General features: G+C 64.0%; 24 protein-coding genes. 12 read left to right on the plus strand and 12 right to left on the minus strand.

Features of this window, described 5'->3' with window-relative positions; translation table 11 throughout:
• Positions 1-27: 27 nt before the first annotated feature.
• The gene (locus LOY45_RS02900; protein ID WP_038997361.1) at positions 28-321 is read right to left on the minus strand and encodes a hypothetical protein; all 294 of its coding nucleotides are present in this window, start codon (positions 319-321) and stop codon (positions 28-30) included.
• 104 nt (positions 322-425) lie between these two features.
• Between LOY45_RS02900 and pbpC the strand changes: the two genes are divergently transcribed.
• Both pbpC and LOY45_RS02910 read left to right on the plus strand, forming a co-directional pair.
• On the plus strand, positions 426-2,780 hold the full coding sequence (pbpC, locus tag LOY45_RS02905; RefSeq protein WP_166675735.1) for a peptidoglycan glycosyltransferase PbpC: 2,355 nt from the start codon (positions 426-428) through the stop codon (positions 2,778-2,780).
• 98 nt (positions 2,781-2,878) lie between these two features.
• Entirely contained in the window at positions 2,879-4,546 is a 1,668-nt protein-coding gene (locus LOY45_RS02910) for a ShlB/FhaC/HecB family hemolysin secretion/activation protein (protein ID WP_258578719.1), read from the plus strand.
• A gap of 42 nt (positions 4,547-4,588) precedes the next feature.
• Here LOY45_RS02910 and LOY45_RS02915 read toward each other — a convergent pair whose 3' ends face one another.
• On the minus strand, positions 4,589-4,996 hold the full coding sequence (locus LOY45_RS02915) for a response regulator (protein ID WP_115088956.1): 408 nt from the start codon (positions 4,994-4,996) through the stop codon (positions 4,589-4,591).
• A gap of 61 nt (positions 4,997-5,057) precedes the next feature.
• On the minus strand, positions 5,058-5,270 hold the full coding sequence (locus LOY45_RS02920; protein WP_134064445.1) for a Flp family type IVb pilin: 213 nt from the start codon (positions 5,268-5,270) through the stop codon (positions 5,058-5,060).
• A 316-nt stretch (positions 5,271-5,586) separates the two neighbouring features.
• Here LOY45_RS02920 and cpaB point away from each other — a divergent pair, with 316 nt between their 5' ends.
• The 6 genes from cpaB to LOY45_RS02950 are packed head-to-tail and all read left to right on the plus strand — an operon-like array spanning position 5,587 to position 10,896.
• Positions 5,587-6,504, plus strand: coding sequence for a Flp pilus assembly protein CpaB (gene cpaB, locus LOY45_RS02925; RefSeq protein WP_258578720.1), 918 nt, complete (start codon positions 5,587-5,589; stop codon positions 6,502-6,504).
• Positions 6,505-6,524: 20 nt separating this feature from the next.
• Positions 6,525-6,677: a hypothetical protein gene (locus tag LOY45_RS02930; RefSeq protein ID WP_166675734.1), complete on the plus strand. Its 153-nt coding sequence runs from the start codon at positions 6,525-6,527 to the stop codon at positions 6,675-6,677.
• The gene (locus LOY45_RS02935) at positions 6,674-7,864 is read left to right on the plus strand and encodes a CpaE/TadZ family protein (RefSeq protein WP_115088953.1); all 1,191 of its coding nucleotides are present in this window, start codon (positions 6,674-6,676) and stop codon (positions 7,862-7,864) included. Before LOY45_RS02930 ends, LOY45_RS02935 begins: the two co-directional genes overlap by 4 nt.
• Entirely contained in the window at positions 7,861-9,129 is a 1,269-nt protein-coding gene (locus tag LOY45_RS02940) for a TadA family conjugal transfer-associated ATPase (RefSeq protein ID WP_258578721.1), read from the plus strand. Before LOY45_RS02935 ends, LOY45_RS02940 begins: the two co-directional genes overlap by 4 nt.
• Positions 9,126-10,007 (plus strand): type II secretion system F family protein, encoded by an 882-nt coding sequence (locus LOY45_RS02945; protein WP_233674697.1) that lies wholly within the window; start codon positions 9,126-9,128, stop codon positions 10,005-10,007. Before LOY45_RS02940 ends, LOY45_RS02945 begins: the two co-directional genes overlap by 4 nt.
• A gap of 1 nt (position 10,008) precedes the next feature.
• Positions 10,009-10,896, plus strand: coding sequence for a type II secretion system F family protein (locus tag LOY45_RS02950; protein WP_115088951.1), 888 nt, complete (start codon positions 10,009-10,011; stop codon positions 10,894-10,896).
• Between the two features lie 87 nt (positions 10,897-10,983).
• Here LOY45_RS02950 and LOY45_RS02955 read toward each other — a convergent pair whose 3' ends face one another.
• Together LOY45_RS02955 and LOY45_RS02960 are read right to left on the minus strand one after the other, a co-directional pair.
• Positions 10,984-11,766 (minus strand): response regulator transcription factor, encoded by a 783-nt coding sequence (locus tag LOY45_RS02955; RefSeq protein ID WP_115088950.1) that lies wholly within the window; start codon positions 11,764-11,766, stop codon positions 10,984-10,986.
• 134 nt (positions 11,767-11,900) lie between these two features.
• Positions 11,901-12,371: an A24 family peptidase gene (locus LOY45_RS02960; RefSeq protein WP_134064439.1), complete on the minus strand. Its 471-nt coding sequence runs from the start codon at positions 12,369-12,371 to the stop codon at positions 11,901-11,903.
• A gap of 75 nt (positions 12,372-12,446) precedes the next feature.
• Between LOY45_RS02960 and LOY45_RS02965 the strand changes: the two genes are divergently transcribed.
• The gene (locus LOY45_RS02965) at positions 12,447-12,890 is read left to right on the plus strand and encodes a TadE/TadG family type IV pilus assembly protein (protein ID WP_115088948.1); all 444 of its coding nucleotides are present in this window, start codon (positions 12,447-12,449) and stop codon (positions 12,888-12,890) included.
• A complete protein-coding gene (locus tag LOY45_RS02970) occupies positions 12,887-15,586 on the plus strand; it encodes a PAS domain-containing sensor histidine kinase (RefSeq protein ID WP_258578722.1) in 2,700 nt (899 codons plus the stop codon). The genes LOY45_RS02965 and LOY45_RS02970 overlap by 4 nt, the downstream gene beginning before the upstream one ends.
• Here the strand turns inward: LOY45_RS02970 and LOY45_RS02975 are convergent.
• The 7 genes from LOY45_RS02975 to LOY45_RS03005 all read right to left on the minus strand — a co-directional run bounded on the left by LOY45_RS02975 (position 15,571) and on the right by LOY45_RS03005 (position 21,955).
• A complete protein-coding gene (locus LOY45_RS02975) occupies positions 15,571-17,295 on the minus strand; it encodes a pilus assembly protein TadG-related protein (RefSeq protein WP_258578723.1) in 1,725 nt (574 codons plus the stop codon). The two genes, LOY45_RS02970 and LOY45_RS02975, sit on opposite strands and share 16 nt — an antisense overlap.
• 99 nt (positions 17,296-17,394) lie before the next feature.
• On the minus strand, positions 17,395-17,955 hold the full coding sequence (locus LOY45_RS02980; protein WP_115088946.1) for a DUF4136 domain-containing protein: 561 nt from the start codon (positions 17,953-17,955) through the stop codon (positions 17,395-17,397).
• Positions 17,956-17,974: 19 nt separating this feature from the next.
• Positions 17,975-18,610 (minus strand): DUF4136 domain-containing protein, encoded by a 636-nt coding sequence (locus tag LOY45_RS02985; RefSeq protein WP_134064435.1) that lies wholly within the window; start codon positions 18,608-18,610, stop codon positions 17,975-17,977.
• A 23-nt stretch (positions 18,611-18,633) separates the two neighbouring features.
• Positions 18,634-19,383, minus strand: a complete 750-nt coding sequence (locus LOY45_RS02990) for a methyltransferase domain-containing protein (protein WP_115088944.1) — start codon at positions 19,381-19,383, stop codon at positions 18,634-18,636.
• Positions 19,380-19,685, minus strand: coding sequence for a MazG-like family protein (locus tag LOY45_RS02995; RefSeq protein WP_115088943.1), 306 nt, complete (start codon positions 19,683-19,685; stop codon positions 19,380-19,382). The genes LOY45_RS02990 and LOY45_RS02995 overlap by 4 nt, the downstream gene beginning before the upstream one ends.
• A gap of 60 nt (positions 19,686-19,745) precedes the next feature.
• The gene (locus LOY45_RS03000) at positions 19,746-20,600 is read right to left on the minus strand and encodes a MaoC family dehydratase (protein ID WP_115088942.1); all 855 of its coding nucleotides are present in this window, start codon (positions 20,598-20,600) and stop codon (positions 19,746-19,748) included.
• A gap of 2 nt (positions 20,601-20,602) precedes the next feature.
• Positions 20,603-21,955: a 3-oxoacyl-ACP reductase gene (locus tag LOY45_RS03005; RefSeq protein WP_258578724.1), complete on the minus strand. Its 1,353-nt coding sequence runs from the start codon at positions 21,953-21,955 to the stop codon at positions 20,603-20,605.
• A gap of 117 nt (positions 21,956-22,072) precedes the next feature.
• Here LOY45_RS03005 and LOY45_RS03010 point away from each other — a divergent pair, with 117 nt between their 5' ends.
• Both LOY45_RS03010 and LOY45_RS03015 read left to right on the plus strand, forming a co-directional pair.
• Positions 22,073-23,350, plus strand: a complete 1,278-nt coding sequence (locus LOY45_RS03010) for an acetyl-CoA C-acetyltransferase (RefSeq protein WP_134064431.1) — start codon at positions 22,073-22,075, stop codon at positions 23,348-23,350.
• Positions 23,351-23,393: 43 nt separating this feature from the next.
• Positions 23,394-23,525 carry a hypothetical protein gene (locus LOY45_RS03015; RefSeq protein WP_258578725.1) on the plus strand — a complete coding sequence of 44 codons (132 nt, stop codon included), beginning with the start codon at positions 23,394-23,396 and terminating at the stop codon, positions 23,523-23,525.
• The last annotated feature ends 2 nt before the right edge of the window (positions 23,526-23,527 follow it).

Raw genomic sequence — 23,527 nt, forward strand, 5'->3', positions numbered from 1 at the left:
GACTCCTCGCACCGCCGCTCCTGCTGCTCAGTGAATGATCCAGCTCAGCACCCACAAACCCAGCACCAGCCAGATGATGCCGAGTATGATCGAAGCGCGCATGAAGGCGCGGATCGCCGAGTACAGCAGCATCAGGCCGATGATCAGGGCGAGGATGCTGACCAGCGAAGTGTCCATGCCCAGGGTGCGTGACAGGCCCTCGATGAAATTGCCGCCGGCGTTGGCCAGCAGGTTGAACAACCCGCTCAGGCCGTCGACGATAAAACGGATCACCGCCCCCAGCGCCTGGCCGAGCCACTCGAAAAAACCTTCTACATGCATAGTTGCTTCCTGATGATCAATTCGGCGAATGCGCCGTTGCCAAGCCTTTGGCCATGCCTTGGCCGGGTCGGTTCCCTGCGTAGCTGTTACGCCAGGAGAGCCTGATGCACATCTTAGCGCGCCTGCGTGGCGCAATCAGAAAACCACTGGGCTTGCTGCTCGCCATCCCGTTGCTGCTGATTGGCCTGTTATGGCTCGCCGACCGCATCTGGCCGTTACCGATGCCGGCGGATGACCTCGCCCGTGTGGTGTTGGCCGAAGACGGCACGCCGCTGTGGCGCTTTGCCGATGCCGATGGTGTGTGGCGCTACCCGGTCAGTGCCGAGCAGGTTTCGCCCTATTACCTGGAGGCGTTGCTGACCTACGAGGACCGCTGGTTCTACCATCACCCCGGGGTCAACCCGCTGGCGCTGACGCGCGCGGCCTGGCAGAACCTGCGCGGTGGCCGGGTGTTGTCCGGTGGCAGCACCTTGTCGATGCAGGTGGCGCGTCTGCTCGATCCGCATTCGCGTACGCTGCCCGGCAAGTTGCGCCAGTTATGGCGTACCGCGCAACTGGAGTGGCACCTGTCGAAAGCGCAGATCCTCGAGATTTACCTCAACCGCGCGCCGTTCGGTGGCACCTTGCAGGGCGTCGCCGCGGCCAGTTGGGCGTATCTTGGCAAGTCGCCGATGCACCTGACGCCTTCGGAAGCAGCGTTGCTTGCGGTGTTGCCCCAGGCTCCCAGCCGCCTGCGTCCGGATCGTCACCCTGAACGCGCCCAGGCGGCGCGCGACAAGGTCCTGCAGCGCCTGGCCGAATATCAGGTATGGCCGCAGCAGCGGGTTGCCGAGGCCGCCGAGGAACCGCTGTTGCTGGCACCGCGTCAGGAGCCGGCGCTGGCGCCGCTGTTGGCGCGTCGCCTGAATCGCCCGCACAGCCCGCCGTTGATTCGCACCACCCTCGATGCCTCCTTGCAACGGCGCCTGGAAGACCTGCTGCTGGGTTGGCGCGCCCGGCTGCCGGAACGTACCTCGGCGGCGATCCTGGTGGTCGAGGCGCAGAACATGGCGGTGCGCGCTTACCTGGGTTCGGTTGATCTCAACGACGAGCGCCGCTTTGGCCATGTCGACATGATCAGCGCCCTGCGTTCACCTGGTTCGACCCTCAAACCGTTCCTCTACGGCATGGCCATGGACGACGGTCTGATCCATTCCGAATCCTTGCTTCAGGATGTCCCGCGACGTTACGGCGACTATCGGCCGGGCAACTTTTCCATGGGTTTCAGCGGGCCGGTGGCGGCCAGTTCCGCCCTGGCCCTGTCATTGAACCTGCCTGCGGTGCAACTGCTTGAGGCCTACGGGCCGAAACGCTTTGCCGCGCAGATGCGCAGTGGTGGTGTGCCGTTGATCCTGCCGCCGCTGGCCGAGCCGAACCTGTCGCTGATTCTTGGCGGTGCCGGTAGCCGCCTGGAGGATCTGGTCGGCGGTTATGCGGCGTTTTCCCGCGATGGCCTGAGCGCGCCGATCCGCTTGCAACCGGATGATCCATTGCTTGAGCGGCGTCTGCTCTCGCCGGGCAGTGCCTGGATCATCCGCCGTATTCTCAGCGGCCAGGCACGCCCGGATCGCGACCCTCATGCCGAACTGGTGCAGCGGCCGCAACTGGCCTGGAAGACCGGCACCAGCTATGGCTTTCGTGATGCCTGGTCGATCGGCGTGGGGCCGCGCTACCTGATTGGCATCTGGATCGGCCGCCCCGATGGCACGCCGGTGCCGGGGCAGTTCGGCCTGGCCTCGGCGGCGCCGTTGATGCTGCAGGTGCATGACGTGCTGAGTAACCGCGACAGCCAGCGCGGCATCACCACATCGGTGGCGGCGGTGCCAGCCAACGTGGGGGTGGCGGCGATCTGCTGGCCGCTGGGGCAACCCATGGCCCGCCAGGACCCCAACTGCCGCCGCCAGCGCTTCGCCTGGACCCTGGATGGCACCACGCCGCCGACCCTGCTGGCCCAGGACCAACCCTTGAGCGTCGGCTTGCGCGAGACCGTCTGGGTCAACGCCCAGGGCTTGCGCGTCGATGCCACGTGCGCCGGCGCCCAGGCGCGGGAAATCGCCCTGTGGCCGTCGCCACTGGAACCCTGGCTGCCACGGGTTGAACGCCGCGAGGCGCGCTTGCCCAAGGTCGATCCGCAGTGCCCACCGCAGGTGCCGCCCAGTGCGCCGCCGTTGTCCATCGTCGGTGTGCGTCAGGGCGATCAGTTGCGCCGTCCGGCCACCAGCAGCGAGCCGTTGCGATTCAAGGTCTCGGCCCTTGGCGGTAACGGTCGGCACTGGTGGTTCCTCAACGGCGCGCCGCTGGGCGAAACCAACGGTCAGGAAAACCTCACGGCGAGCTTCGATCAGGCCGGGCGCTTCGAGTTGAGCGCCCTGGATGAAAGCGGTGAAACCGCCCGGGTCGAGTTCCAGGTCAACGAGTGACAGCGCGGATTAGACGATGCCGGGGCCAGCACCTACGCTTGGATTGACGAGGCCGCCGCCCTGGCGGCCTTGTACTGTTCGGGATCATGGAGTGTCCGATGCGTGCGTTGGCTGTCGCGATTGTTGGGTTGTCCTGGACGAGCGTGGCCAGTAGCGAACCCCTGCCGCGCTTTCTCGACAGCCACGAAATCGAACGAAACCTGCCCGCCCCAAACTTGCCGGCCGATGCCTATCGGCCGAGTAACCCGGCGGTTCTGCTGCCCATCCCGGTCACCCAGGCCCAGCCGTTGCTGCGCGGCAGTCGGATCATCTTGCGCAAGGTGCGTTTCGAAGGCGGCAGCATCTATCCGTTGAGTGACCTGCGCGATAACTATCAGGGCCTGATCAACCGTGAAGTCAGCCTGGGCGAACTGATCGACGCCACCCAGCGGCTGACCCAGCGCTACCAGCAGGACGGCTACCTGCTGTCCCATGCTTATCTGCCCGCGCAGGACTTCGCCGATGGTCGGGTGCGGGTGGTCCTGGTCGAAGGCTACATCGACGATTTCGAGCTGCACGGCGACGTTGGCCCGGCGGCGGCCTATGTGGAAAAACTGGTGGGCAGGCTCAAAGCCGAGCGGCCGCTGACCCGCGCGACCTTCGAGCGCTATGTCGCCCTGATGAGTCGCCTGCCGGGCTTCAGCGTACAGGCGCGGTTGTCGCCGGCAGATGCCGGCAGTGGCACCAGCCAGCTGATCGTCGAGGCCACGCGTCGGCCTTTGAGCGGCACCCTGACCGTCACCGATGGCACCCGTGATGATCCCCAGGCGTTACTCGCCGTGAGCAGCAACGCGCAGACGGCGCTCGCTGAACAGTTCAGTTTCACGACCCTGGCGCCGCGTGGGGAGGATCACGAAAGCTATTTCCGCCTGGATTATTCCCAATACCTGGACGATCAGGGCAGCCAGCTGCACCTGTCGGCGTCGCGTTACGAAAGCGACCCCAGTGCCCAGGTGCTGCTCGGCGATGGCACCCAACTCAAGGCCCATCGCGAGAATGACCGTTTCTCGGCCGGCCTGAGCCAGGTGCTACTGGCCGCGCCCGGTGAATCGCTCAACGTTGCTGCGCGCTTTTACATGGTCAATGACGATGTCGTGTATCGCGCGGTCGGTGCGCCCCTGCGGCTCAGCAATCGCACCGACGTGCGCGCCCTGGGGTTTGAAGGTGAGTGGCGCAAGGCCGATGCCGGCCAGCTGCGGATTGTCAGTGGCGGTGCCTATCAGGGCCTCGATTACCTGGGGGCGAAAACCAACAGCGACTTTGACCTGGATTTCCTCCGCTTGCGCCTGTCCGGGTTGCAGAGCGACCGCTTGTTCGGCAACTGGCAGGGGGTGGCGTCGGCGGCCTTGTACTGGAGTGGTGACAGCCTGCCCGACAGCGAGCGGGTGGTGTTCGGCGGGCAGAGCTTCGCCCGTGGTTACCCCGCCGACCAGGCCTTGGGCGACAAAGGCTGGGGCCTGGCGTATGAGGTGAACTACAGCTTCAACGGGGATGGTCGCTGGGTGAGGCTGCTGCAACCTTACGGCGTGCTGGATACCGCGCGCACCTGGTTCAATGAAGTGGACCTGCGCGATGCGCACCTGTCATCAGTGGCAGTGGGGCTGCGCATCGGTGATGGGCGTTTCTACAACATGGCGCTGGAACTGGCCAAGCCGCTGTCGGACGTCGCCCTCGACAGCTTTGACCGGGAACCGCGGGTGAGTTTGAGTTTCAGTTTTCAGCTGTAGGCCGTTCCTACTTTGTGGGAGCGGGCTTGACCCGCGATGCTTCTACTGCACCAGTTGCATCCGCGGCTTGGGGAACAGGTTGTCCAGAGTTTCCAGCAGGCGGGTGTGGTAGATCGGCTTGCGGAACAGGTCCAGCACCTGCAGGCGCAACAGGTCGCTGACGTCGTCCATGTCGGCATGCCCGGAGGTGACGATCACCGGCAGGTGCTGGCGCGCGGTGTGTTCGCGCAAGCGCTTGATCAGTGATATGCCGCTTTCCTCGGGCATGCGCAGGTCGGTGATGACCAGGGCCACGTCCGGGTGGCGGGTGAGCTGTTGCAGGGCGAGTTTGACCGAGGTAGCCGTGTGACAGCAAAACCCCTCACCCTCCAGCAATTCGGCAAGCTCCAGCAAGGCGTCCTCTTCGTCATCCACCAGGAGCAACTGTTGACGGGGGGAAGAGGTAGGCATAAGGCAGTCCTGTGATGGAGGCGTTGTTCAGTACGTTAGCGTGAACCCATGAATCCATTCGTCAATTGCTACCACCGCTGCTCGAAGCTGGTGGGGCTTTTAGCGCATTTTCAACCTTGGTCATGACTCCAGTGACATTGGTGGAAATAGGCGTAATGAACGCCGTCAACGCTACCGCGACCATTGCCGCGATAATCGCGTACTCAATGCCGGAGGCGCCATCCTTGCGGTAGAAGAATTCTTTGCAGCTTTTGAGGACACGGGAAAGAGGCATGGCATTTCTCCTTGCGCCGCAGGCGCAGGTGGCAGGGGTATTGGATGATTCCCCTTTGCCATCACAGCATCGTCAACGGGTCATACTTCGGCAAATGTAAGAAGGGATTAATACTAAAGTTATAACCAGATGTCGGCGCCAATAAGCTGTTGTTTTATGGTGCTGCCGGTTTTGCGACGGAAAAAAATCTGACGGGTAATGGCATTTTGTCCTAGCTACGCTACCGTCAAATAGCGAAATAGTTGTTTCCGACTGCAGTGCTGTGGGCCATTTCACATAAAGGGCCGAAAGAACGCTGAGGGGAAGGAGGACCGGCATGAGCAGTCGCATTACCATCATCCTCGCAGGCTTTTTTCTGCTCGGTGCGTTGCTGGCCGGTTACTGGGGCATGGCCCTTAGCCGCTCACCCAGTGAACCGCTTGCCGCCCCTGTACCGACGCCCGTTGAGCAAGTGGCACAAGACGCCGCTGACGAACTGCGCAAGCCGGTGGTGGTGTTGCGTCGCGATGTTGCCGCGTATGTGCCGCTGACGGCAGACGACCTAGTGGTAGAACGCTTGCAGGTGGCGCCGCCCGGCAGTTTCCAGACCCCTGAGCAAGTGCTCGGGCGCAGCAGTTGGCGCGCGTTGAGTGCTGGAACCTGGCTGGAGCAGGGCAGCTTTGACGCCGGTGGTCCGCTGGCACGGATGATCCACCCCCATGAGCGCGCGCTGGCGGTAGCTGTGGATGAGGTGGTGGGTGTCGCCGGGCAGTTGAGTCCGGGCGACTATGTCGATGTCTTGCTGTTTCTGCGCGAAGAGACCCGCAACCCGCAAGCGTCGGCTCAGGTGATACTGCCTGCACTGCGTCTGCTCAGTGTCGGCGAACAGTTGGGCCTGACCAATGACGGCAAGCCCGCGCAGCCGCCAGTGAATGAAAAGAGCCAGCCGCAGCAACCGTCACATGTTGCGCGCACGGTAGTGCTTGCCGTTCCCGAGGCACTGGCCAGCCGCTTGTTGCTTGCCGCCCAGGCCGGCAGTTTGCGCCTGGCCGTACGCAGCGCCGAAGAGAAGCGCCTGGCCCGCTACTGGGCGGACCCCAAAGCCGGCGGCAAGGAAGTCGATAGCGCCAATCGCAAACTCTATCGCTTCAGTCAGCTTGCCCAGGCACCAGCCGCCCAGCCGGTGGCCAGCGTCGCGCCGTCGCGCGGCATAGAAATCATCCGCGGAAATCAAGCCAGACAGCCCACTCCCTGACCAAGCAAGGATGCCCTTCAATGAGCAGTCGTTCCGAGCGGGTAATCAAGCAGATGCTCTGTGCCTTGCCGTGCACTGCGCCGCAGGTGCCAATGGCGCACGACCCGATCCGGGGCCGGCTGGTGTTCCTCGAAAACAGCGATTTCGAACGTCGCAGCGGGTTATCCCTATGAGTGAAAACCTGAGCCAGACCTTCCTCGCCATTACCCGCAACGATGGCGACTTGCAGTGGTTGCAAGGTGCGCTGGCGCCCTTGGGGCAAGTGGTGGGCGCCGGCAGCGGCAGCCTTGACGAGTTGCTGGCGCTGGTCGATGTCACCTTTGCCAGTTTGGTGTTCGTGGGGCTGGATCGTGAGCAGGTGGTCAATCAGTGCGCACTGATCGAGGGGGTGCTGGAAGCCAAACCGATGCTGGCAATCGTCGCCCTGGGCGATGGCATGGACAACCAGTTGGTGCTCAATGCCATGCGTGCCGGGGCGCGGGACTTTGTCGCCTATGGCTCGCGCTCCAGTGAGGTCGCAGGGTTGGTGCGGCGCTTGAGCAAACGCCTGCCGCCAGTAACCAGCAACCCCAGCCTTGGGGGGCTGACGGTACTCTATGGCGCCCAGTGCACCGCAGATGGCGCCTTGCTGACCACCCATATGGCGCGGGTGGTGCAAACCAGCGGCCAGCAAACGTTGCTGCTGGACCTTGGCGTGCCTCGTGGTGACAGCCTGGCATTGCTCGGCCTGGAAGCCTCGTTTCATTTCGGCGATGCCCTGCGCCACCTGCGCCGGCTCGACAATACCCTGATCGACAGCGCCTTCACGCGTGAAAGCTCGGGCCTGCGCCTGCTGGCCTACGCCGAGACCGACGAACCGCTGGAGCGCACCAGCGCGGCGGAGCTGTACATGCTGCTCAGCGCCTTGCGCCAGCATTTCCAGCACATCGTCGTGAACCTGACCGGGCAGGCTGACAGCGAAGCCCTGCGCACCTTCGTCAGCCATTGCGACAAGCTGATCTGGTACACCGACCAGAACGTCCTCGATTGCCGGCGCAACCTGGAGGTACTGACCCAATGGCGCGAGAAGGGCATGAAGCTCGAACACGCCAGCCTGCTGGTCGACCGCTACCTGCGCGGCGTCGCACCGGACTCCGAAGCCCTGGGCAAGCGCTATGGCTTGCCGGTTCTGCGGGTCTTGCCCTACAGCCCAGAGGTGCGCCTGAATGCCAAGAACCAGGGCCTGACCTTGTTCGAACTGGCGCCGCGCGAGCAGCTCACCCAACATTTGAAAGCGCTCGGTGAACGGCTGGCGCGCCGCTCCGAGGGCAACCCTGTGGTCAGCGCCAACTGGCTCAATCGGTTATGGGGGCATAAATGAGCGGTTACGAACTGTTCGGCGGCCCGCGGCACAATCTGGGGGCCGACCCGCAAGGGCTCAAGCGTGCCTTGCATCGTTACATCATCGACGCCATCGAGGACAGCGGGCGCAACCTGCTCGAAGGCTCGCGCCCGGCCCTGGCGCAATTCGTGGTGGAGCAGGTCGGCGACTATATCGCCCGATTGCACCTGGCCCTGTCGCGCTACGAGATGGAACGCCTGGCCGAGGAAATCGTCGACGAACTGACCGGCTTCGGTCCGCTTGAAGTGCTGTTGCGCGATGCCAGCGTCACCGAAATCCTGGTCAACGGCCCGCACCGGGTGTTCATCGAGCGGGCCGGCCTGTTGCAGCAGACGGATCTGCGCTTTATCGATGCCCACCATGTCGAGCGGGTCATGCAACGGATTCTCGCGCCCTTGGGCAGGCGCCTGGATGAATCGTCACCCATGGTCGATGCGCGCATGCCCGACGGCAGCCGGGTCAATGCGATCATTCCGCCGGTGGCGCTGGACGGCCCGTGCCTGTCGATCCGCAAGTTTCGCAAGGACATGCTCAAGAGCGCCGACCTGCTGGCCACCCGGACCATCGACCAGGGCATTCTCGACTTCATCCAGTTGGCGGTGGCACGGCGCTGCAACATCCTGGTCAGTGGCGGCACCGGCACCGGCAAGACCACCATGCTGAATATCCTCAGCCAGTTGATTACGCCCCGCGAGCGCCTGGTGACCATCGAAGACGTGGCCGAGCTGCAGCTCGATCACCCTCACGTGGTGCGCCTGGAAACCCGTCCGCCGAATGCCGAGGGGCATGGCGAGATCAAGGCCAGCGAGCTGATCCGCAACGCCTTGAGGATGCGCCCCGACCGCATTCTGCTCGGCGAGATCCGTGGCGTCGAAGTGCTCGATGTGCTCACCGCGATGAACACCGGTCACGACGGCTCAATGAGTACCGTACATGCCAACACCGCCCAGGACGCCTTGCTGCGTCTGGAAACCCTGGTCGGCCTGACCGGCCGCCAAGTGGCCGAGAAAACCCTGCGGCAGATGATCTGCGCCGCACTGGATGTGGTCATTCAATTGACCCGTCTGGCCGATGGCCGCCGCTGTGTCAGCGAGGTGTTGGAGGTAGTCGGGGTGCGCGATGATGTGTACGTCACCAATACCCTGTTCCGTCTCGATCGGCACAACGGCGAGGGTTTCTTGCGGGAGGCGCCGAACCCTGCCGGCGACAAGCTGCGCCGCGACTATTCGGAACTGCAGCCGTGATTGCCGCAGTACTTGGCTTGATCTGCCTGGCCTTGCTGGGGGTATCGGTGCGCTTGTTCTACAGCGGCATGCGCAAGTCGGGTGAGGAGCGGATCCTGCAGCGTCTTGGCCAGGTTCAGGAGTCCTCGGCGCTGACGCCCAGTCGCCGCGACTGGCTGGACCGCCTGTTGCAGCGTGCCGGTATCGAGCGGCGCAATGACCGGCTGCTGATATGGCTGGCGATCGGCCTGCTGACAGCGCTGCTGTGTGGCCGGATCCTGGGGTGGGCTGCAGGCGTCGGGCTGGTGCTGCTTGCGCCGTTGCTGATCTGGTTGTACCTGGGCTGGCGCTATCGTCGACGGGTGCAGCGGATGATCGAACAGTTGCCGGTGTTGCTCGATCACAGTGTGCGCAGCCTCAAGGCCGGGCGAACCTTGAACGATGCCGTGCTGGGGGCCATCGATGCATCGCGTGATCCTTTGCATGGCGCTCTGCAGCGGGTGCGGCGCAATGTGCAGATGGGCGTCAGCCTGGACGATGCCATGAGCGACCTGGCCGAACTGTATGAACAGGATGAGCTGCGCCTGTTCGCGTTGGGCCTGCGTATCAATCATCGCTACGGCGGCAACGCCAGCGAGCTGCTGGAGAACCTGATCAAGCTGATTCGCGAGCGCGAGCAGGGTAGCCGTCAACTGCGCGCCATGACCGGTGAAACCCGCATGACTGCGACTGTCCTGGGCCTGTTGCCGGTGGGTATGGCCGGCTATTTCCTGATCAGCAACCCCAACTATTTGCTGGCTATGTGGCAGGACGGCAACGGTCAGTTCCTGCTGCTCGGCGCGTTTATCCTGCAAGTGGTGGGCTGCCTGATGTTGTGGCGCATGTTACGGAGTATCTGAAATGGCCTGGTTGCTCTGTGCCCTGATGTTCTTCGCCGCATTTGTCTTGCTGGCAGGCCAGTTGCTGCACCAGCGTCGTCGCCAGCGCCTGGTTGCTCGGCGTCTGCAGGGCCAGCTTGGCAGTGAGAACCGCTTGGGCAACTGGCTGCAACAGATCGGTAGCAGCCGGCTGGGCCAGCGTTCGCTGAATCTGGATAGCGAGACCCGTCTGCTGCTTGACCGCATGGGCTGGCGGCGGAGTCGGCAACGGGCGCTGTTTGCCGCTTGCCAGGTTGGCGTGCCGTTCCTCGCCCTGGGGTTGGGTGTAGCGCTGCAGGAGAGTCTGTACCGCGATAGCCAGTTACCGTGGCTGGTGGTGCCGTTTTGCGCCATGGGCGTGGGCTATCTGCTGCCCAAACGCCTGCTGGCGCGGGCCGCTGTGCGTCGCCAGCAACAGGTCGCCGGCGAAGTTTCGACCTTCATACCCTTGCTGAGGATTCTCTTCGAGTCGGGCCTGGCGGTGGAGCAAACCTTGCGTGTCCTGAGTCAGGAGTCGCGACAACTGTTGCCAGTGTTGAGCGAGGAGTTGCGGGCGATTCTGCTGCGGGTCGACTCCGGTTTGGCCTTGGCTGCGGAGCTTGAGAAAACCGCGCAGTTGCTCAGCGTCGACGAGTTCAGCGACACCTGCGTGATTCTCCAGCAATTGCTGACCCAGGGCGGTGGCGCAATGAAGTCGCTGTTGGCGCTCAAGCAACTGCTCGATGACCGTCGGCTGACACGCATGCAGGAACGGATTTCGAAGATGTCCGGGAAGATGTCGATGGTGATGATGGTGTTTCTGTTTCCGGCCTTGCTGATCGTGTTGGCCGGTCCCGGCCTTAGCGCCTTGGGCAGGGCATTGGGTTCATGAGCGGGAGCAAGGCACGAAGGCAGCGACGACAACCTCCTGGCGCAGGTCAACCTGGTGAGCCGCCTGCGTCTGACACCGGCGCTGCACTCAGTGCGCCGTGACACGTTGATGAAGGGGCGAGGTGCTGGGAGACAGCGCCAGCGCGAGTTGGGTGCGGTTGTGCATGTGGGTCAGGCGCAGCACCTGGGACACGTAGAGCTTGACGGTATTTTCGGTGATGCCCAGCTCGCAGGCGATCTGGTAGTTGGTCTTGCCCTTGCTGACCAGCCGCGCCACATCCAGCTGGCGCGGTGACAGCTTGTTGAACAGGGTTGGCAGGTTGTCGGGTTCCACTTCGGGGTCGACGTCGGTGGCGCGGCGGTGGGCGCCGAGCCCGCGGGCCTTGTCCAGGTCCTGGTAGAGGTCGTCGATCGAGTCGGCCAAAAACTGCAGCTTCTGGTTCAGGTCACCCAGGTGCTGGTAGCTTCTGCGTCGTTCCAGCACGGCAGCCTCCTGGCGTTGCACGCCTTCGAGCAGCTCGCTGAGGTCGACCGGTTTCTGGTAGTAATCGGCAAAGCCTTCGCGCAGCGCCTTGATCACGTCCTGCTTGTTGGCGCGGCCGGTGAGCATGATCGCTTCGAACAGCCGCTGCGGCCCGGCAATGGCCTTGAGCGCACGCATCAGTTCCAGGCCATCGTAGTCGGGCATATGCAGATCACACACCACCAGCGCGATCTCCTGATCGGCACTGAACTGTTCGATGGCCTGGGTACTGGAGTGGCAGGGCACGCAATGGTATCCACTGCTCTGGAGAAATTCGCACAACTCTTCGACGATCAGTGGCAGGTCGTCCACCACCAGCACCTTTAATTCACTGACTGATTTGTTCACATGCAACTCCCTGCTGTTCGCCTCTATGTTCCCTCAACCAGGCTGAGCCTGGATCCATCCGGCACACACTAGAAAGTAGTCGCACTTTTGGGCTATGTACAAGGTGGGCGCATCCATTTGCACGCAGCATTCGACTAATGGATCCATACCGCAGCCAGTAAAAAACCGACCAGCAGGAACGGCGCGAAAGGCTGTTTTTTTGACGACTCTTCGCTCAGTTGCTTCAGGCGGTTCTTAACCTTCTGACTTAAAAGGGACCACAGCCAGCGACGGCCAAGCAGCCAGGCAACGACGGCTACACCGGCACCGATAAACGTGCCCAGCAGGTGCATGCGATCGGTGGCCAGGGCCAGGGCACCGAGCAATTTCACGTCGCCGGCGCCCAGGCGGCCGAGCATGTAGCCGGGGAGGGTCAGGAGCATGACGATGGCCAGCGCCCAGCCACCTTCACTGGCATCGGCGCCGATCCAGGTGTGCCCGGTAACGAACAGGTAGATCAGCGCACACGCCGCGGCGCCGAGGGTCAGGGTATTGGCGATCTGACGTTCGCGCAGATCTTGTTCAGAGCACAAGGCAAGCCACAGCAGCAGAACAATGCTTTGCATTGGCGAAAGGCCATCCCTTTGTGGTGAATGATTCTATGCTGTCTTTCAGGTGTCACTGTCAGGGTAGACGCGATCATGCAAGCAAGCCTGTGCAAGCGGCAAAAAGGTGCGGCAGCCCTCGAGTTCGTCGCGGTATTCGTGATCTTTTTCGCGGCCTTCTATGGGGTGGTCAGCTACGGCTTGCCAATGTTGATGTTGCAATCGTTCAACCAGGCCAGCAGCGAAGCGGTGCGCCGTTGCGTGGCGCTGGACCCCGCCAGCGCGACCCACAGCGCTGACGTCAACACGCTGGCCAAGCGCGTGCTCGGTGAGCAACTGGCGTGGATGCCGGCGTCGTTGAATTTCCAGGTGAACAGCGATGCCAGTGTCACGCTCACCTCCGGCAAGCTGCTGACAGTGAAGATCGATTACGCCAAAGCCAAGCTGACCTCGGTGTTGCCGGTGCTGGACCTGCCGGGGATCGGTGAAGTACCGCGCTTGCCCGCCAGCCTCAAGGCCGAAGCGAGCCTGCAGCTGTGAGTGGCGGGCATAGCCTGTTCGAGCGCTGGCGCGGGCGCGCCGCGCCAGCCGAGGAGCCAGTGCCGCAACCGGCCGATGTGCCTGCCGTGGGCCTGCAACTCTGGTTGGATGGTTCCGCCCGCGTGCTACGCCTGGCAGGCCCGCTGCGCTCGGTGCTGGCGTTGCCGACCCAGGCCGGCGTGCGTCTGCACGACTACGTGCAGCCCTACAGCCTGCTGGTGCTCGAAGGCGAGCCGCCAGACTGGCAGGGCCAACCACTGGAACTGGATTTCAAGGCGGCTGGCGGGCGTACCTTGCACACCCGCGGCTGGTTGCTGGCGCAAAGCGGTGGCTGGTTGCTGCAACTGTTCGACATCGGCGACTTGTTGCAGCACCGCCAGCAAGCCCTGGCTGCCGAGCGCCAGCAGCACCTGACCGCGCACCTGGCCTGCGCCTTGCGCGCCTGCACTATCGAGCGCCTGCAGGTGGTGGCCGAAGAGCAGCTCAACTGGCTGGTACGGCACTGGCGGGCCAGGGGCGCGCGGGTGCTGGTGCAAACGGATCAGGGCTGGCAAACCTACGCTTGCAGTGGCGACGCGTTGCACTGGCCGCGTGATGAACAGCTTGCGCCTGTGCTGGATCGTCAACTGCCCGCCAGTATGATCAGCAGCGCCACTGAGCCTGGCCTGCAGGACTTGCTGCCGGGGCTGTCGACCTATCTGCTGGCCTATGCGCAAGGGCAGGTCAATCAGGCTTGGCTGATCTGTGTCGAGCCGCAAGAGGTCCTGCAAGCGCTGGATGCATTACTGGTTGCCGCTGCTTTTGTCGAGCCGCTACTCGGTCGTCTGGCTGCGCATCAACTGGATCAGCAAAGCGAGCGCCTGGACAGCCTGCAGCTGCAACTGGGGGCTGGCTGGTGGCAGTGGCGTCTGGATGAGCCGCAGTTGCACCTGGACCCGGCGCTGGCCGAGAGCCTGGGCATTCCGCCAGCGCTGACGGTCAATCAATGGCTGAGCCGCGTGCACCCGGCAGACCGGGAAGCGACTCAGCTGGCCTTTGGCGACCTGCAACGCCAGGGCTGCGCCGTGCAACTGAACCTGCGCCTGCTCGACCACAACGCCCAGGCGCAGCCGCGCTGGTACCGGGTGTGCGGCCAGGTGCACGGCAGCGGCGGTAACCGGCGGGTGCAGGGCTTCATGCTCGACATCAGCGATATCAAGACGCAGCAGCTGCAGGCCAGCGCTGCCCAGGCGCGCCTGGAAAACCTGATCGCCAGTTCACCGGCGGTCATCTACGTCCAGCGTTACCACGAGGGGGCGTTGCTGTCGGAATTCTTCAGTGCCAGCCTGGAGCCGCTGCTCGGTTGGCAGCCCCGGGCGGACGAGCCTCTGCAACCTGGCCAGTGGTTGCATCCCGACGATCAGCCACTGTGGCTGGAGCGTACCCGCATTCTGTTACGCGAAGGCTCTAGTCGCAGTCGCTATCGCCTGCGTGACCATCAAGGGGGCTATCACTGGGTACTCGATGAAGCGCGTCTGCTGCGTGATGACCTGGGCCTGCCGGTCGAGGTGGTGGGCATCTGGCTGGATGTCAGCGAGGCGACCGCCGCTGCGGAAAAAGTGCGTCAGAGCGAGGAACGCTATCGGGTGCTGGTCGAGGACTCCCCGGCGATGATCTGTCGCTACCGGCCCGACCTGAGCCTGGTGTTCGGCAACCAGCCGCTGGCCGATTACCTGGAGTGTTCACCCGCGCAACTGGCTGGCTTGAACCTTGGCCAATGGCTGTCCGAGGCGCAGCGCCAGGCCTTTGTCGAGCGCCTGGCCGGGCTGACGCCAGAGCAACCGGTCAGCAACGCAGAGATTTGCCTGCAATTACCGGGGCGCGAGCATGCCTGGTGGGTGTGGTCCGATCGCGGGTTGTTCGACGAGCATGGCCAGTTACAGGAAATCCAGGCGGTGGGCCGCGACAACACACAAGTCAGGCGCACCCAGCAGCAACTGCTGCAAAGCGCGAAAATGGCCACCCTCGGTGAAATGGCCACCGGCCTTGCCCACGAGATCAACCAACCGCTCAACGTGATGCGCATGGCCGTGGTCAATGCGCTCAAGCGCCTGGAAAGCGGCGAGGTCCAGGTCGACTACCTGCAAGACAAGCTCAAACGCATCGATGCCCAGGTGCTGCGCGCCTCGAAGGTGGTCGACCATATGCGCGTGTTCGGTCGGCGCTCGGAAGTCGAACAGCAACTGTTCGCGCCCTGGCAGGCCGTTGAGGGGGCGTTGTCGTTGCTGGCTGACGGCTTGCGCGGCAAGGGTGTGGAACTGCGCGTGCAGCCTCCTGAGCACGACGCGCAGGTCACTGGCCATCAGGATCAGTTGGAGCAGGTGCTGATCAACCTGCTGGTCAACGCCCGCGATGCCCTGCTGGCCCGGCGGGAGCAGCAACGCGACGTGCAGCCGTGGATTGCCCTGGGTCTTGAGTGCGATGCGCGGCAGGTGCGGCTACTGGTCGAGGATAACGGCGGCGGCATCGAACCGCGTTTGCTCGAACGCATCTTCGAGCCGTTCTTCACCACCAAGCCGGTGGGCGTCGGTACCGGTCTGGGGCTGTCGGTGAGCTACGGCATCGTTGACACCATGGGCGGCTGCCTGAGTGTCGAGAATGGTGAGCTGGGTGCGCGGTTCTGCATCGAGCTGCCACGGGCTCAGATCATCAGTTGAGCGCGACCGCTGTGGCAACTGAGGTTGGCACCAATCTCCACCTGGTTCAGGTCGATACCCAGGAGCATCAGCAGGTTGTTGATGATCGGGTCGAGCAGCGAACCGAGCAAAGTGCCAATCAAGCCTGAAACGGTGTTGAGCAACAGGCTGACCAGCGGGATCTGCGGGGTCAGCTCCAGGCCCTGCAGGGTACTGCGCACACTGGCAACGATATTCTTCGAGCTGAGCAGGTGGTTGGCCGAGTCTTGTTCGAGCTCAGGTGGCTTGAGGTAGGTGAAAGATTCGCCCTGGCTGAACAGCGGTGAGTTTGCGCCCAGGCCGATGTCGATTCCCAGCACCTTCAGCAGCACCAGCGGGCTGGCGTCGACCGGCTTGACCGATGAGAAGAAGTTGCTGCTGTTGATTGTGCCGATCAGCACTTTCACCGCTGCTGCCTCGTTGCGCACGGTCAGGCTCTTGCTGGCGGCCGAGCCGCAGTTATAGCCGGTGACATGGCTGCTGGCGCTGCCGACCGCCAAGCCCACGTCGAGGCTGGGGTTGGGCAATACCTGGATGATCCCCAGGTTGATGCCTCCGAGCAGCGGTCCCAGGTCGACCTTGATCAGGATGCGCGTCTGGGCGGTGCGAACATAGATCTGCTCGGGATCTTTTGGGTCTGCCGTGGCTTTGGCCGGATTGCCCAGGGCGGAAAACTGCGGCGGCTCGATGATTTTTACCCGGGTCGAGATATTGGCCAGGCCCAGCAGGTTGACCGGCAGGCTGACCTCGGCACCATGGGCGCTGTTGGCCAGTTGCACCATGCCCTGGACCAATTGCAGGGCTTGCAGATTTGCGTCCAGCCCGGCACTCGAGCCGCCATTCTGGATATCGAGCAAATCGCCCAGGACAATGCCCCCTGCATTCCCGGCCTGCACACCGAGCTGGTTCAGGCCGCTGACATCCACCAGCGGATTGTTCTGCGCCGCCACCGTGGCCATGACCTTCAGGGCTTCACCGACATTGAGGGTCTTGCCCAGCAGTTCGGTGTAGTTGCCTGCGCTGACCTGGGTCTTGATCGCCAGGGCATCGAGGTAGTTGAGCAGATTGACGTCGGCCTGCAACAAGCCCTGCCACTGGGCCAGGCTCAAATTGACCTGGCTGCCCAGCAATGTGCTCATCAGTGTATTGAGCAGCGCCGAACGTGACGAGTCGATGTTCAGCAAGGTACTGCGAATGTTCAGGCGGGCCAGCGGCGGACCGGGCTGGGCCGCGGTTGCCTGGGCGCTGAGGCGGGTGCTGGGGTCAAAGGTGGCGGAGGCCACCAGCGAGCGGATACCGGCGGCAATACTGGTCTCCAGGGTAATGCCGGCCGTCACCCGGACCGCATCGGCCTTGGTGGAATCGGCAGTGAACACGCGCAAGCTGCCGGCACCGGTCTGCAGGCTGCCACATTCCACCTGCAGGCTGTGATTGGCGCTTGGGGCATGGTCATTGCGGGTCGCTGCCCGCACTGCCAGCGTCTGTGCGCTGGGACCTGTCGGCAGGCAAGTGCCCTTGCCATTGACGGCCTCAAGTGCCGCCATGTCGGCTACCCGCTGCAATTTGCGCTGCTCCAGGAACAGCCTGCCGGTGTCAACCACCATCAGCACGAACACCAGGGCCATGCCCAGGGTCAGGGCAGCCAACAGCCCGATAGCGCCACGTTGCCGTGCTGGAAAGCGAGAAGACACGAGCACTCCTTTGCCGGCCCATGGCCGCGCGGGGCAGCAGTGCGAGAAGTGTAGTCAACATAATGGCCAGTCGCCTGCATGGCGACTGGCGGGTGAGGCTCAACGTGGCGGGTAGTTGCCCATCAGTTTGGCGACGGTGTTCTGGATCGCCGTGTTGCGTTCTTCCGGGCTTGGCGGGTAATTGTTCATGATCTGTTCGGCACTGCCGCGCCACACCAGCTTGCCATCGCGGGCATCGAACAGGTCGACCTGGATGGTTGCCACCTTGTAGTCGACGCTGCGGGTTTCGTTGTACATCGGCCCACCCCAGTAGCCGCCCCAGTAGCCACCCCAACCGCCGCCGTAGTTGGTGGTGATTTGTTGCTGACGGTTTTCGACGATCAGGTAGGCCTGGACCTTGAGGTCACCGCGGCTGTTGCCCGGGGCCGGGCGCAGGCCGCGCTGGTCGAGTTGGCCGGCCACCGCCTGGCGGATGCGTTGTTCGGTGAGGTCGCTCTTGATCCGCGGATCGTCCGGGCGGTACTGCAGCCCCGGCTCCTGCCAGACCCAGCTGCGGTAGGCGGCAAAGTCACGGCTGGCATCGAAGTCCTGGGTAACGTTGCCGCTCTGGCAGGCGCCGAGCAACAGCACTAACGAGAGTAAAGCGAGACGGCGCAACATGATGGTTCTCCGATTGCCTTTAACTGGGAGGATAGCTGGCCAGCGCCTTTTGCACCGACTCACGCAAGGCATCGGCGCGCTTGCCCTGGGAATCCTGGCTGGCGGTTTCGGCGCTGGCGCTCCATACCGGCTGGCCGTCGCGGGCGTCATACAGGTCAACGCGCACCACCATTACTTCGACCTCGTAGGTACGCACCAGCGGGACACTGCCGTAGACCCCGTAGCCGTTGTGGTAGCGGCCGTAACTGCCGTAGCCAGCGTAACCGCCATAAGGGTAGGCGTCATAGGGGTAGTAGTCTTCGCGAACCTGGCGCAGGCGCCGTTCCAGGCGCAGGTCGGCACTGACCAGCAAATCCCCGCCTTGTCCGTTGCGTGCCGGACGCAGGCCGCGCTGGTCGAGGGCATTGCTCACGGCATCGGCCAGCTGGGCGGGTTCTGCATAGGTGCTGCCAGCCGGCAACTGGCCGTCGCGCCAGGCCCAGCTGCGGTAGCGGGCATAGTCGCGCGGCGCGGCGGGGTAGGCACTGGCATCGAAGGTGTTGGCCGCGTGTGCCGGCGCCGGCGGCAATGGCCGGGAACTGGCGACGTAGGGGTTGCTGCCCTGGCAGGCGGCGAGGGCCAGGCACAGCAGGCCCAGGGTCAAACGGTACGGCATGTCACCCTCCCGGCGGGCGCGGTTCAGCGCGGTCGACAGATCCAGTGCAGGTAGCGGCCCAGCCCGGCGAAAGCCGGATGACGACGATGCGCCAACTCCATCTCCAGCAGGTCGAGCAGTTCGGCCTTGGCCTGGAAGTCGCGGGGCATGTAGTCGTGGAAAACCCGTACACCACTTTCACTTTCGACCTTCCACAAGTCTTCAAGTTGCGCCTTGAGCGTGCGTGGATCAAGTGGTTTTTGCGGGGTCAGGCTCTGCTTTTCACCGGCCAGTTCATTGCTGCGCAGTTTGCGGAAATGGCCCTTGAGCAGGTTGCGGTACACCAGCGCGTCGCGGTTGTAGAACGCCAGCGACAGCCAGCCATCGGCACGGGTCAGTTGATGCAGCACCGGCAGGATGGCCTCGGGTTCGGCCAACCATTCCAGCACCGCATGGCACAGTACCAGGTCATAGGGTTCAGTCAGCTGGCCGAGCAGGTCCTGCCAGGGGGCCTGAATGAAAGTGGCCTGTTGGCCGGCTTCGGCAAAGCGTTCGCGGGCACCGTCGAGCATCGGTGCGGCGGGTTCGGCCAGGGTAACCTGATGCCCGCGTTGCGCCAGCCACAGAGACATATGGCCCAGGCCCGCGCCGATATCCAGCACCCGCAGCGGGCGCTCGGGCAGGGCTTCGGCCAGGTCGGCCTGAAGCACCGCGAGGCGGATCGCACCCTTGGCACCCCCGTAGATTTTCTCGGCGAAACGGGTGGCCAGTTCATCGAAATGACGGTCGTTCATTTGGCAAAACGCCTTTCGCTGTCGGCCAGTTTGCTTTTGACTACCTGCTCCATGTCCAGGCCCAGCTCGCTGCACAGCAGCAACAGGTAAAGGACGATATCGCCGACTTCCTGCCCGGCGTGCTCAAGTTGCTCGGGCGGCAGCTGGCGCGACTGGTCTTCAGTCAGCCACTGGAAGATTTCCACCAGTTCGGCCATCTCGACGCTGGCGGCCATGGCCAGGTTCTTTGGGCTGTGAAAGCCGCGCCAGTCGTTGTTGTCGCGGATGCGGTGCAGGCGTTGGGTCAGTTCTTGCAGGTTCATCGGGGCTCTCCTCAAGCGGCATAGCTTCAGGCGGGCGCCGTCGCAACGCAAGGGGTGCTGTCAGCTCAATGGCCGCCAGGCCCCGCGCATGTGCACCAGCTCGCCATGGCCGTCGAGTTGCAACTGGCCCTCGGCCGCCGTCGGGCTGGCATTGAGGATCACCTCGCTGGGCAGGCGCACCGGTTTAAGGAAGTCCACCTCGATCTCATATCCACTGACCGGCAGATGCCCGCGCAAGGCTGCCAGGGCCATGGCCTTGCTCCACATGCCATGGGCAATGGCGGTGGGGAAACCGAACAGCCTGGCGCTGGCGGCGCTCAGGTGGATCGGGTTGTAGTCGCCGCAGACCTTGGCGTAGCGCCGGCCGATATCGCTGTCGGCATACCAGCGGGTCAGTTCGCTCAAGGGCAGGGCTTCAGGCGCTTCGACCGCGGCCGGTTCGCCGGCCGGTTTCAAACCCCGGCAGAGCATGCGGCTGGTCTCGGACCAGAGTAGGCCAAGGCTGTCTTCGGCTTCGGTGATCAGCTCGAAGGTGCCGCCTTTTTCGTGGGGCTGCAGGTTGTCCACATGCACGCTGAAACGCAGGCGACTGATGCCGCCCAGGGGCCGCACGACGCGAATGCTGTTGTGCAGGTGCACCAGCCCCAGCAACGGGAAGGGAAAGTCCTTGGCCGTCAGCAACTGCATTTGCAGGGCGAAGGCCATGACATGCGGGAAGGTGGGCGGCAGGCGCCCGTCGTCGCTGAAGTGACAAAGTTTGCGGTAGGCCTGCAACTGCTGCGGATCGACGTTCAGGTGGCAACGCAAGCCAGTGGCGGGCAGGCTGTCGCCGCTGATCTTGCGTTTGCGCGCGGCGCGCAGGTACAGCCCGGAAAGCGCCGCAGTGTTGCCCAGCTCAATCCATTTTCGGGTCATGTTCAGGCCCCCATCACGGCTTGGCCGCAGACCCGCAGCACCTGGCCATTGACCGCGCCGCTGCCCGGCTGCACCAGCCAGGCCACCGCTTCGGCGACATCCTGGGGCAAGCCGCCCTGGCCCAGCGAACTCATGCGCCGCCCGGCCTCGCGCAGGGCGAAAGGGATGGCCGCGGTCATGCGCGTTTCGATAAACCCGGGGGCCACGGCGTTGATGCTGGCGCCGCGTTCGGCCAGCTTCGGCGCCCAGGCCTGGGCCAGGCCGATCAGCCCGGCCTTGCTGGCGGCGTAGTTGGCCTGGCCACGGTTGCCGGCGATGCCGCTGATCGAGGCCAGCAGCACGATGCGCGCGTTGTCGTGCAGGGCGCCGCTGTCGAACAGTGCCTGGGTCAGTAATTGCGGGGCCTTGAGGTTGACCGCCAGCACCGAGTCCCAGAACTCCGGGGTCATGTTGGCCAGGGTCTTGTCGCGGGTGATGCCGGCGTTGTGCACGACGATGTCGATGCCGTCGGGCAGACCTTCGAGCAACTGCGCCGGGGCGTCCGCCGCGCAGATGTCCAGGGCCAGGCTGCGCCCGCCCAAACGCGCGGCCAGGGCCTCGAGGTCAGCCTTGGCCGGTGGCACATCGAGCAGGATCACCTCGGCGCCATCGCGGGCCAGGGTTTCGGCAATCGCCGCACCGATGCCCCGGGCCGCGCCAGTGATCAGTGCCTTGCGCCCCGCCAGCGGCCGGCTCCAGTCCTGCACCGCTGTGCCGCAGGCCTCCAGGCGCAGTACCTGGCCGGAGATGAACGCGCTTTTCGGTGAAAGAAAGAAACGCAGGGCGCCTTCAAGCTGGTCCTCGGCCGCTTCGTTCACATACAGCAGTTGCAGGGTGCCGCCGGCGCGCAGCTCCTTGGCCAGGGAGCGGCTGAAGCCTTCGAGGGCACGCTGGGCAACGCGCGCCAGCGGGTCGTCGAGCTGTTCCGGGGCGCGGCCGAGGATGACGATATGAGCGCTGGGCGCCAGGCTGCGCAGCAGCGGCTGAAAGAACTCGCGCAGTTGCTTGAGCTGGTCGATATCGTCCAGTTCACTGGCATCGAACACCACCGCCTTGAGCTTGGGCCCGAGCCCGGCCACCCACTCGTTGGCCTCAAGTTCAGGGCTGGCAAAGCTGTACAGCTCGTCGGTCAGGCGCTTGGCGAAGGCTTCGATGGTCTTCGCCAGCGGCCCGCCACCCAGCAGCAGCGCGCCTTCGATCGGCCGCAGACGGCCGGCTTCCCAGCGCTCCAGGCGGGCCGGGCTGGGCAGGCCGACGGCACCCACCAGGCGGCGTCCAAAGTCGGAGTTGGCGAAGTCGATATAGCGGTCGCTCATGTGCGGTTCTCCCTGAAATAGCTTCAAAGTGTGGACCATGATTGGCCATTGGTCGTTCGACCGCAGAAAAAACACCTACGCTGTAGCGGACCATTAGGGAAAAAGAGGACATCACGCATGCGCTCACTGCGCCGGGTCGCCATCATTGGCGGCAATCGCATTCCCTTCGCCCGTTCCAACGGCCCTTACGCCACCGCCAGCAACCAGGCAATGTTCACTGCCGCGCTTGAGGGCCTGATCGAACGCTACAGCCTGCATGGCCTGCGCCTGGGCGAAGTGGCGGCGGGAGCGGTGCTCAAGCATTCTCGCGACATGAACCTGACCCGCGAAAGCGTGCTCGGCTCGCGGCTGTCAGCGCAAACGCCGGCTTACGATCTGCAGCAGGCCTGTGGCACCGGGTTGGAAACGGCATTGCTGGTAGCCAACAAAATCGCCTTGGGGCAGATCGACTGCGGCATTGCCGGTGGCGTTGATACCACCTCCGATGCGCCGATCGCGGTGAGCGAAGGCTTGCGCCGGATCCTGCTCCAGGCCAACCGTGGCAAGACTACCGTCGACAAGCTCAAGGCCTTCCTCAAACTGCGCCCCGGTCACCTCAAACCCGAGTTGCCGCGCAACGGCGAGCCGCGCACCGGCCTGTCCATGGGCGAGCATTGCGAGCAGATGGCCAAGACCTGGCAGATCCCACGCCAGGAGCAGGATGAGCTGGCCCTGCGCAGCCACCAGAACATGGCCGCTGCCTTTACCGACGGCTGGCATGACGATCTGCTTACTCCCTTCCTGGGGCTGACCCGCGACAACAACCTGCGCCCGGACCTGACCCTGGAGAAACTCGCCAGCCTCAAGCCGGTGTTCGACCGCAGCGGGCAGGGCACGCTGACCGCAGGTAATTCCACGCCGTTGACCGATGGCGCCTCGGTGGTGCTGCTGGGCAGCGAAGACTGGGCCCGTGAGCGTGGCTTGCCGGTGCTGGCCTATCTGGTCGATGGCGAGACCGCCGCGGTGGATTTCGTCAAAGGTCACGAAGGGTTGTTGATGGCCCCGGCCTACGCCGTGCCGCGCTTGTTGGCGCGCAATGGCCTGACCCTGCAGGACTTCGATTACTACGAAATCCACGAGGCCTTCGCCGCGCAAGTGCTGTGCACCCTCAAGGCCTGGGAAGACCCCGAGTACTGCAAAACCCGCCTGGGCCTGGCCGCGCCACTGGGTGCAATCGACCGCGGCAAGCTCAACGTCAAGGGCAGCTCACTGGCCGCCGGGCATCCCTTCGCGGCCACCGGGGGGCGCATTCTGGCCAACATGGCCAAGTTGCTGGCCACCGCCGGCAAGGGCCGTGGCCTGATCTCGATTTGCGCCGCTGGCGGTCAGGGCGTGACGGCGATCATCGAGCGTTGACCCGTACCGACTGGCTGGCCACCGGGGCCGGGCGGTTGGCGTAGTGCTCGGCCATGATCGAGCAGACGATCAGTTGGAACGGGTGGTCGATGGCTGCGCTTACGACGCCTCTTCGGCCTGCATCGCTGCCTTCAAGGACCTGTTCGGCTTCACCCCGGGCGAGTTGCGCCTGTAGCC

This window comes from Pseudomonas wadenswilerensis (genome assembly GCF_024749185.1).
Lineage (GTDB): Bacteria > Pseudomonadota > Gammaproteobacteria > Pseudomonadales > Pseudomonadaceae > Aquipseudomonas > Aquipseudomonas wadenswilerensis.

Bases quoted from the DNA above. Each gene is read 5' to 3' on its own strand.
- LOY45_RS02900 (WP_038997361.1), bottom strand. From the start codon at position 321: ATGCATGTAGAAGGTTTTTTCGAGTGGCTCGGCCAGGCGCTGGGGGCG.
- LOY45_RS02965 (WP_115088948.1), top strand. From the start codon at position 12,447: ATGCAAGCAAGCCTGTGCAAGCGGCAAAAAGGTGCGGCAGCCCTCGAG.
- LOY45_RS02980 (WP_115088946.1), bottom strand. From the start codon at position 17,955: ATGTTGCGCCGTCTCGCTTTACTCTCGTTAGTGCTGTTGCTCGGCGCC.
- LOY45_RS02995 (WP_115088943.1), bottom strand. From the start codon at position 19,685: ATGAACCTGCAAGAACTGACCCAACGCCTGCACCGCATCCGCGACAAC.
- LOY45_RS03005 (WP_258578724.1), bottom strand. From the start codon at position 21,955: ATGAGCGACCGCTATATCGACTTCGCCAACTCCGACTTTGGACGCCGC.
- LOY45_RS02990 (WP_115088944.1), bottom strand. From the start codon at position 19,383: ATGAACGACCGTCATTTCGATGAACTGGCCACCCGTTTCGCCGAGAAA.
- LOY45_RS02930 (WP_166675734.1), top strand. From the start codon at position 6,525: ATGAGCAGTCGTTCCGAGCGGGTAATCAAGCAGATGCTCTGTGCCTTG.
- LOY45_RS02985 (WP_134064435.1), bottom strand. From the start codon at position 18,610: ATGCCGTACCGTTTGACCCTGGGCCTGCTGTGCCTGGCCCTCGCCGCC.
- LOY45_RS02940 (WP_258578721.1), top strand. From the start codon at position 7,861: ATGAGCGGTTACGAACTGTTCGGCGGCCCGCGGCACAATCTGGGGGCC.
- LOY45_RS02950 (WP_115088951.1), top strand. From the start codon at position 10,009: ATGGCCTGGTTGCTCTGTGCCCTGATGTTCTTCGCCGCATTTGTCTTG.
- LOY45_RS03010 (WP_134064431.1), top strand. From the start codon at position 22,073: ATGCGCTCACTGCGCCGGGTCGCCATCATTGGCGGCAATCGCATTCCC.
- LOY45_RS03000 (WP_115088942.1), bottom strand. From the start codon at position 20,600: ATGACCCGAAAATGGATTGAGCTGGGCAACACTGCGGCGCTTTCCGGG.
- LOY45_RS02920 (WP_134064445.1), bottom strand. From the start codon at position 5,270: ATGCCTCTTTCCCGTGTCCTCAAAAGCTGCAAAGAATTCTTCTACCGC.
- LOY45_RS02915 (WP_115088956.1), bottom strand. From the start codon at position 4,996: ATGCCTACCTCTTCCCCCCGTCAACAGTTGCTCCTGGTGGATGACGAA.
- LOY45_RS02935 (WP_115088953.1), top strand. From the start codon at position 6,674: ATGAGTGAAAACCTGAGCCAGACCTTCCTCGCCATTACCCGCAACGAT.
- LOY45_RS02910 (WP_258578719.1), top strand. From the start codon at position 2,879: ATGCGTGCGTTGGCTGTCGCGATTGTTGGGTTGTCCTGGACGAGCGTG.
- LOY45_RS02960 (WP_134064439.1), bottom strand. From the start codon at position 12,371: ATGCAAAGCATTGTTCTGCTGCTGTGGCTTGCCTTGTGCTCTGAACAA.
- pbpC (WP_166675735.1), top strand. From the start codon at position 426: ATGCACATCTTAGCGCGCCTGCGTGGCGCAATCAGAAAACCACTGGGC.
- cpaB (WP_258578720.1), top strand. From the start codon at position 5,587: ATGAGCAGTCGCATTACCATCATCCTCGCAGGCTTTTTTCTGCTCGGT.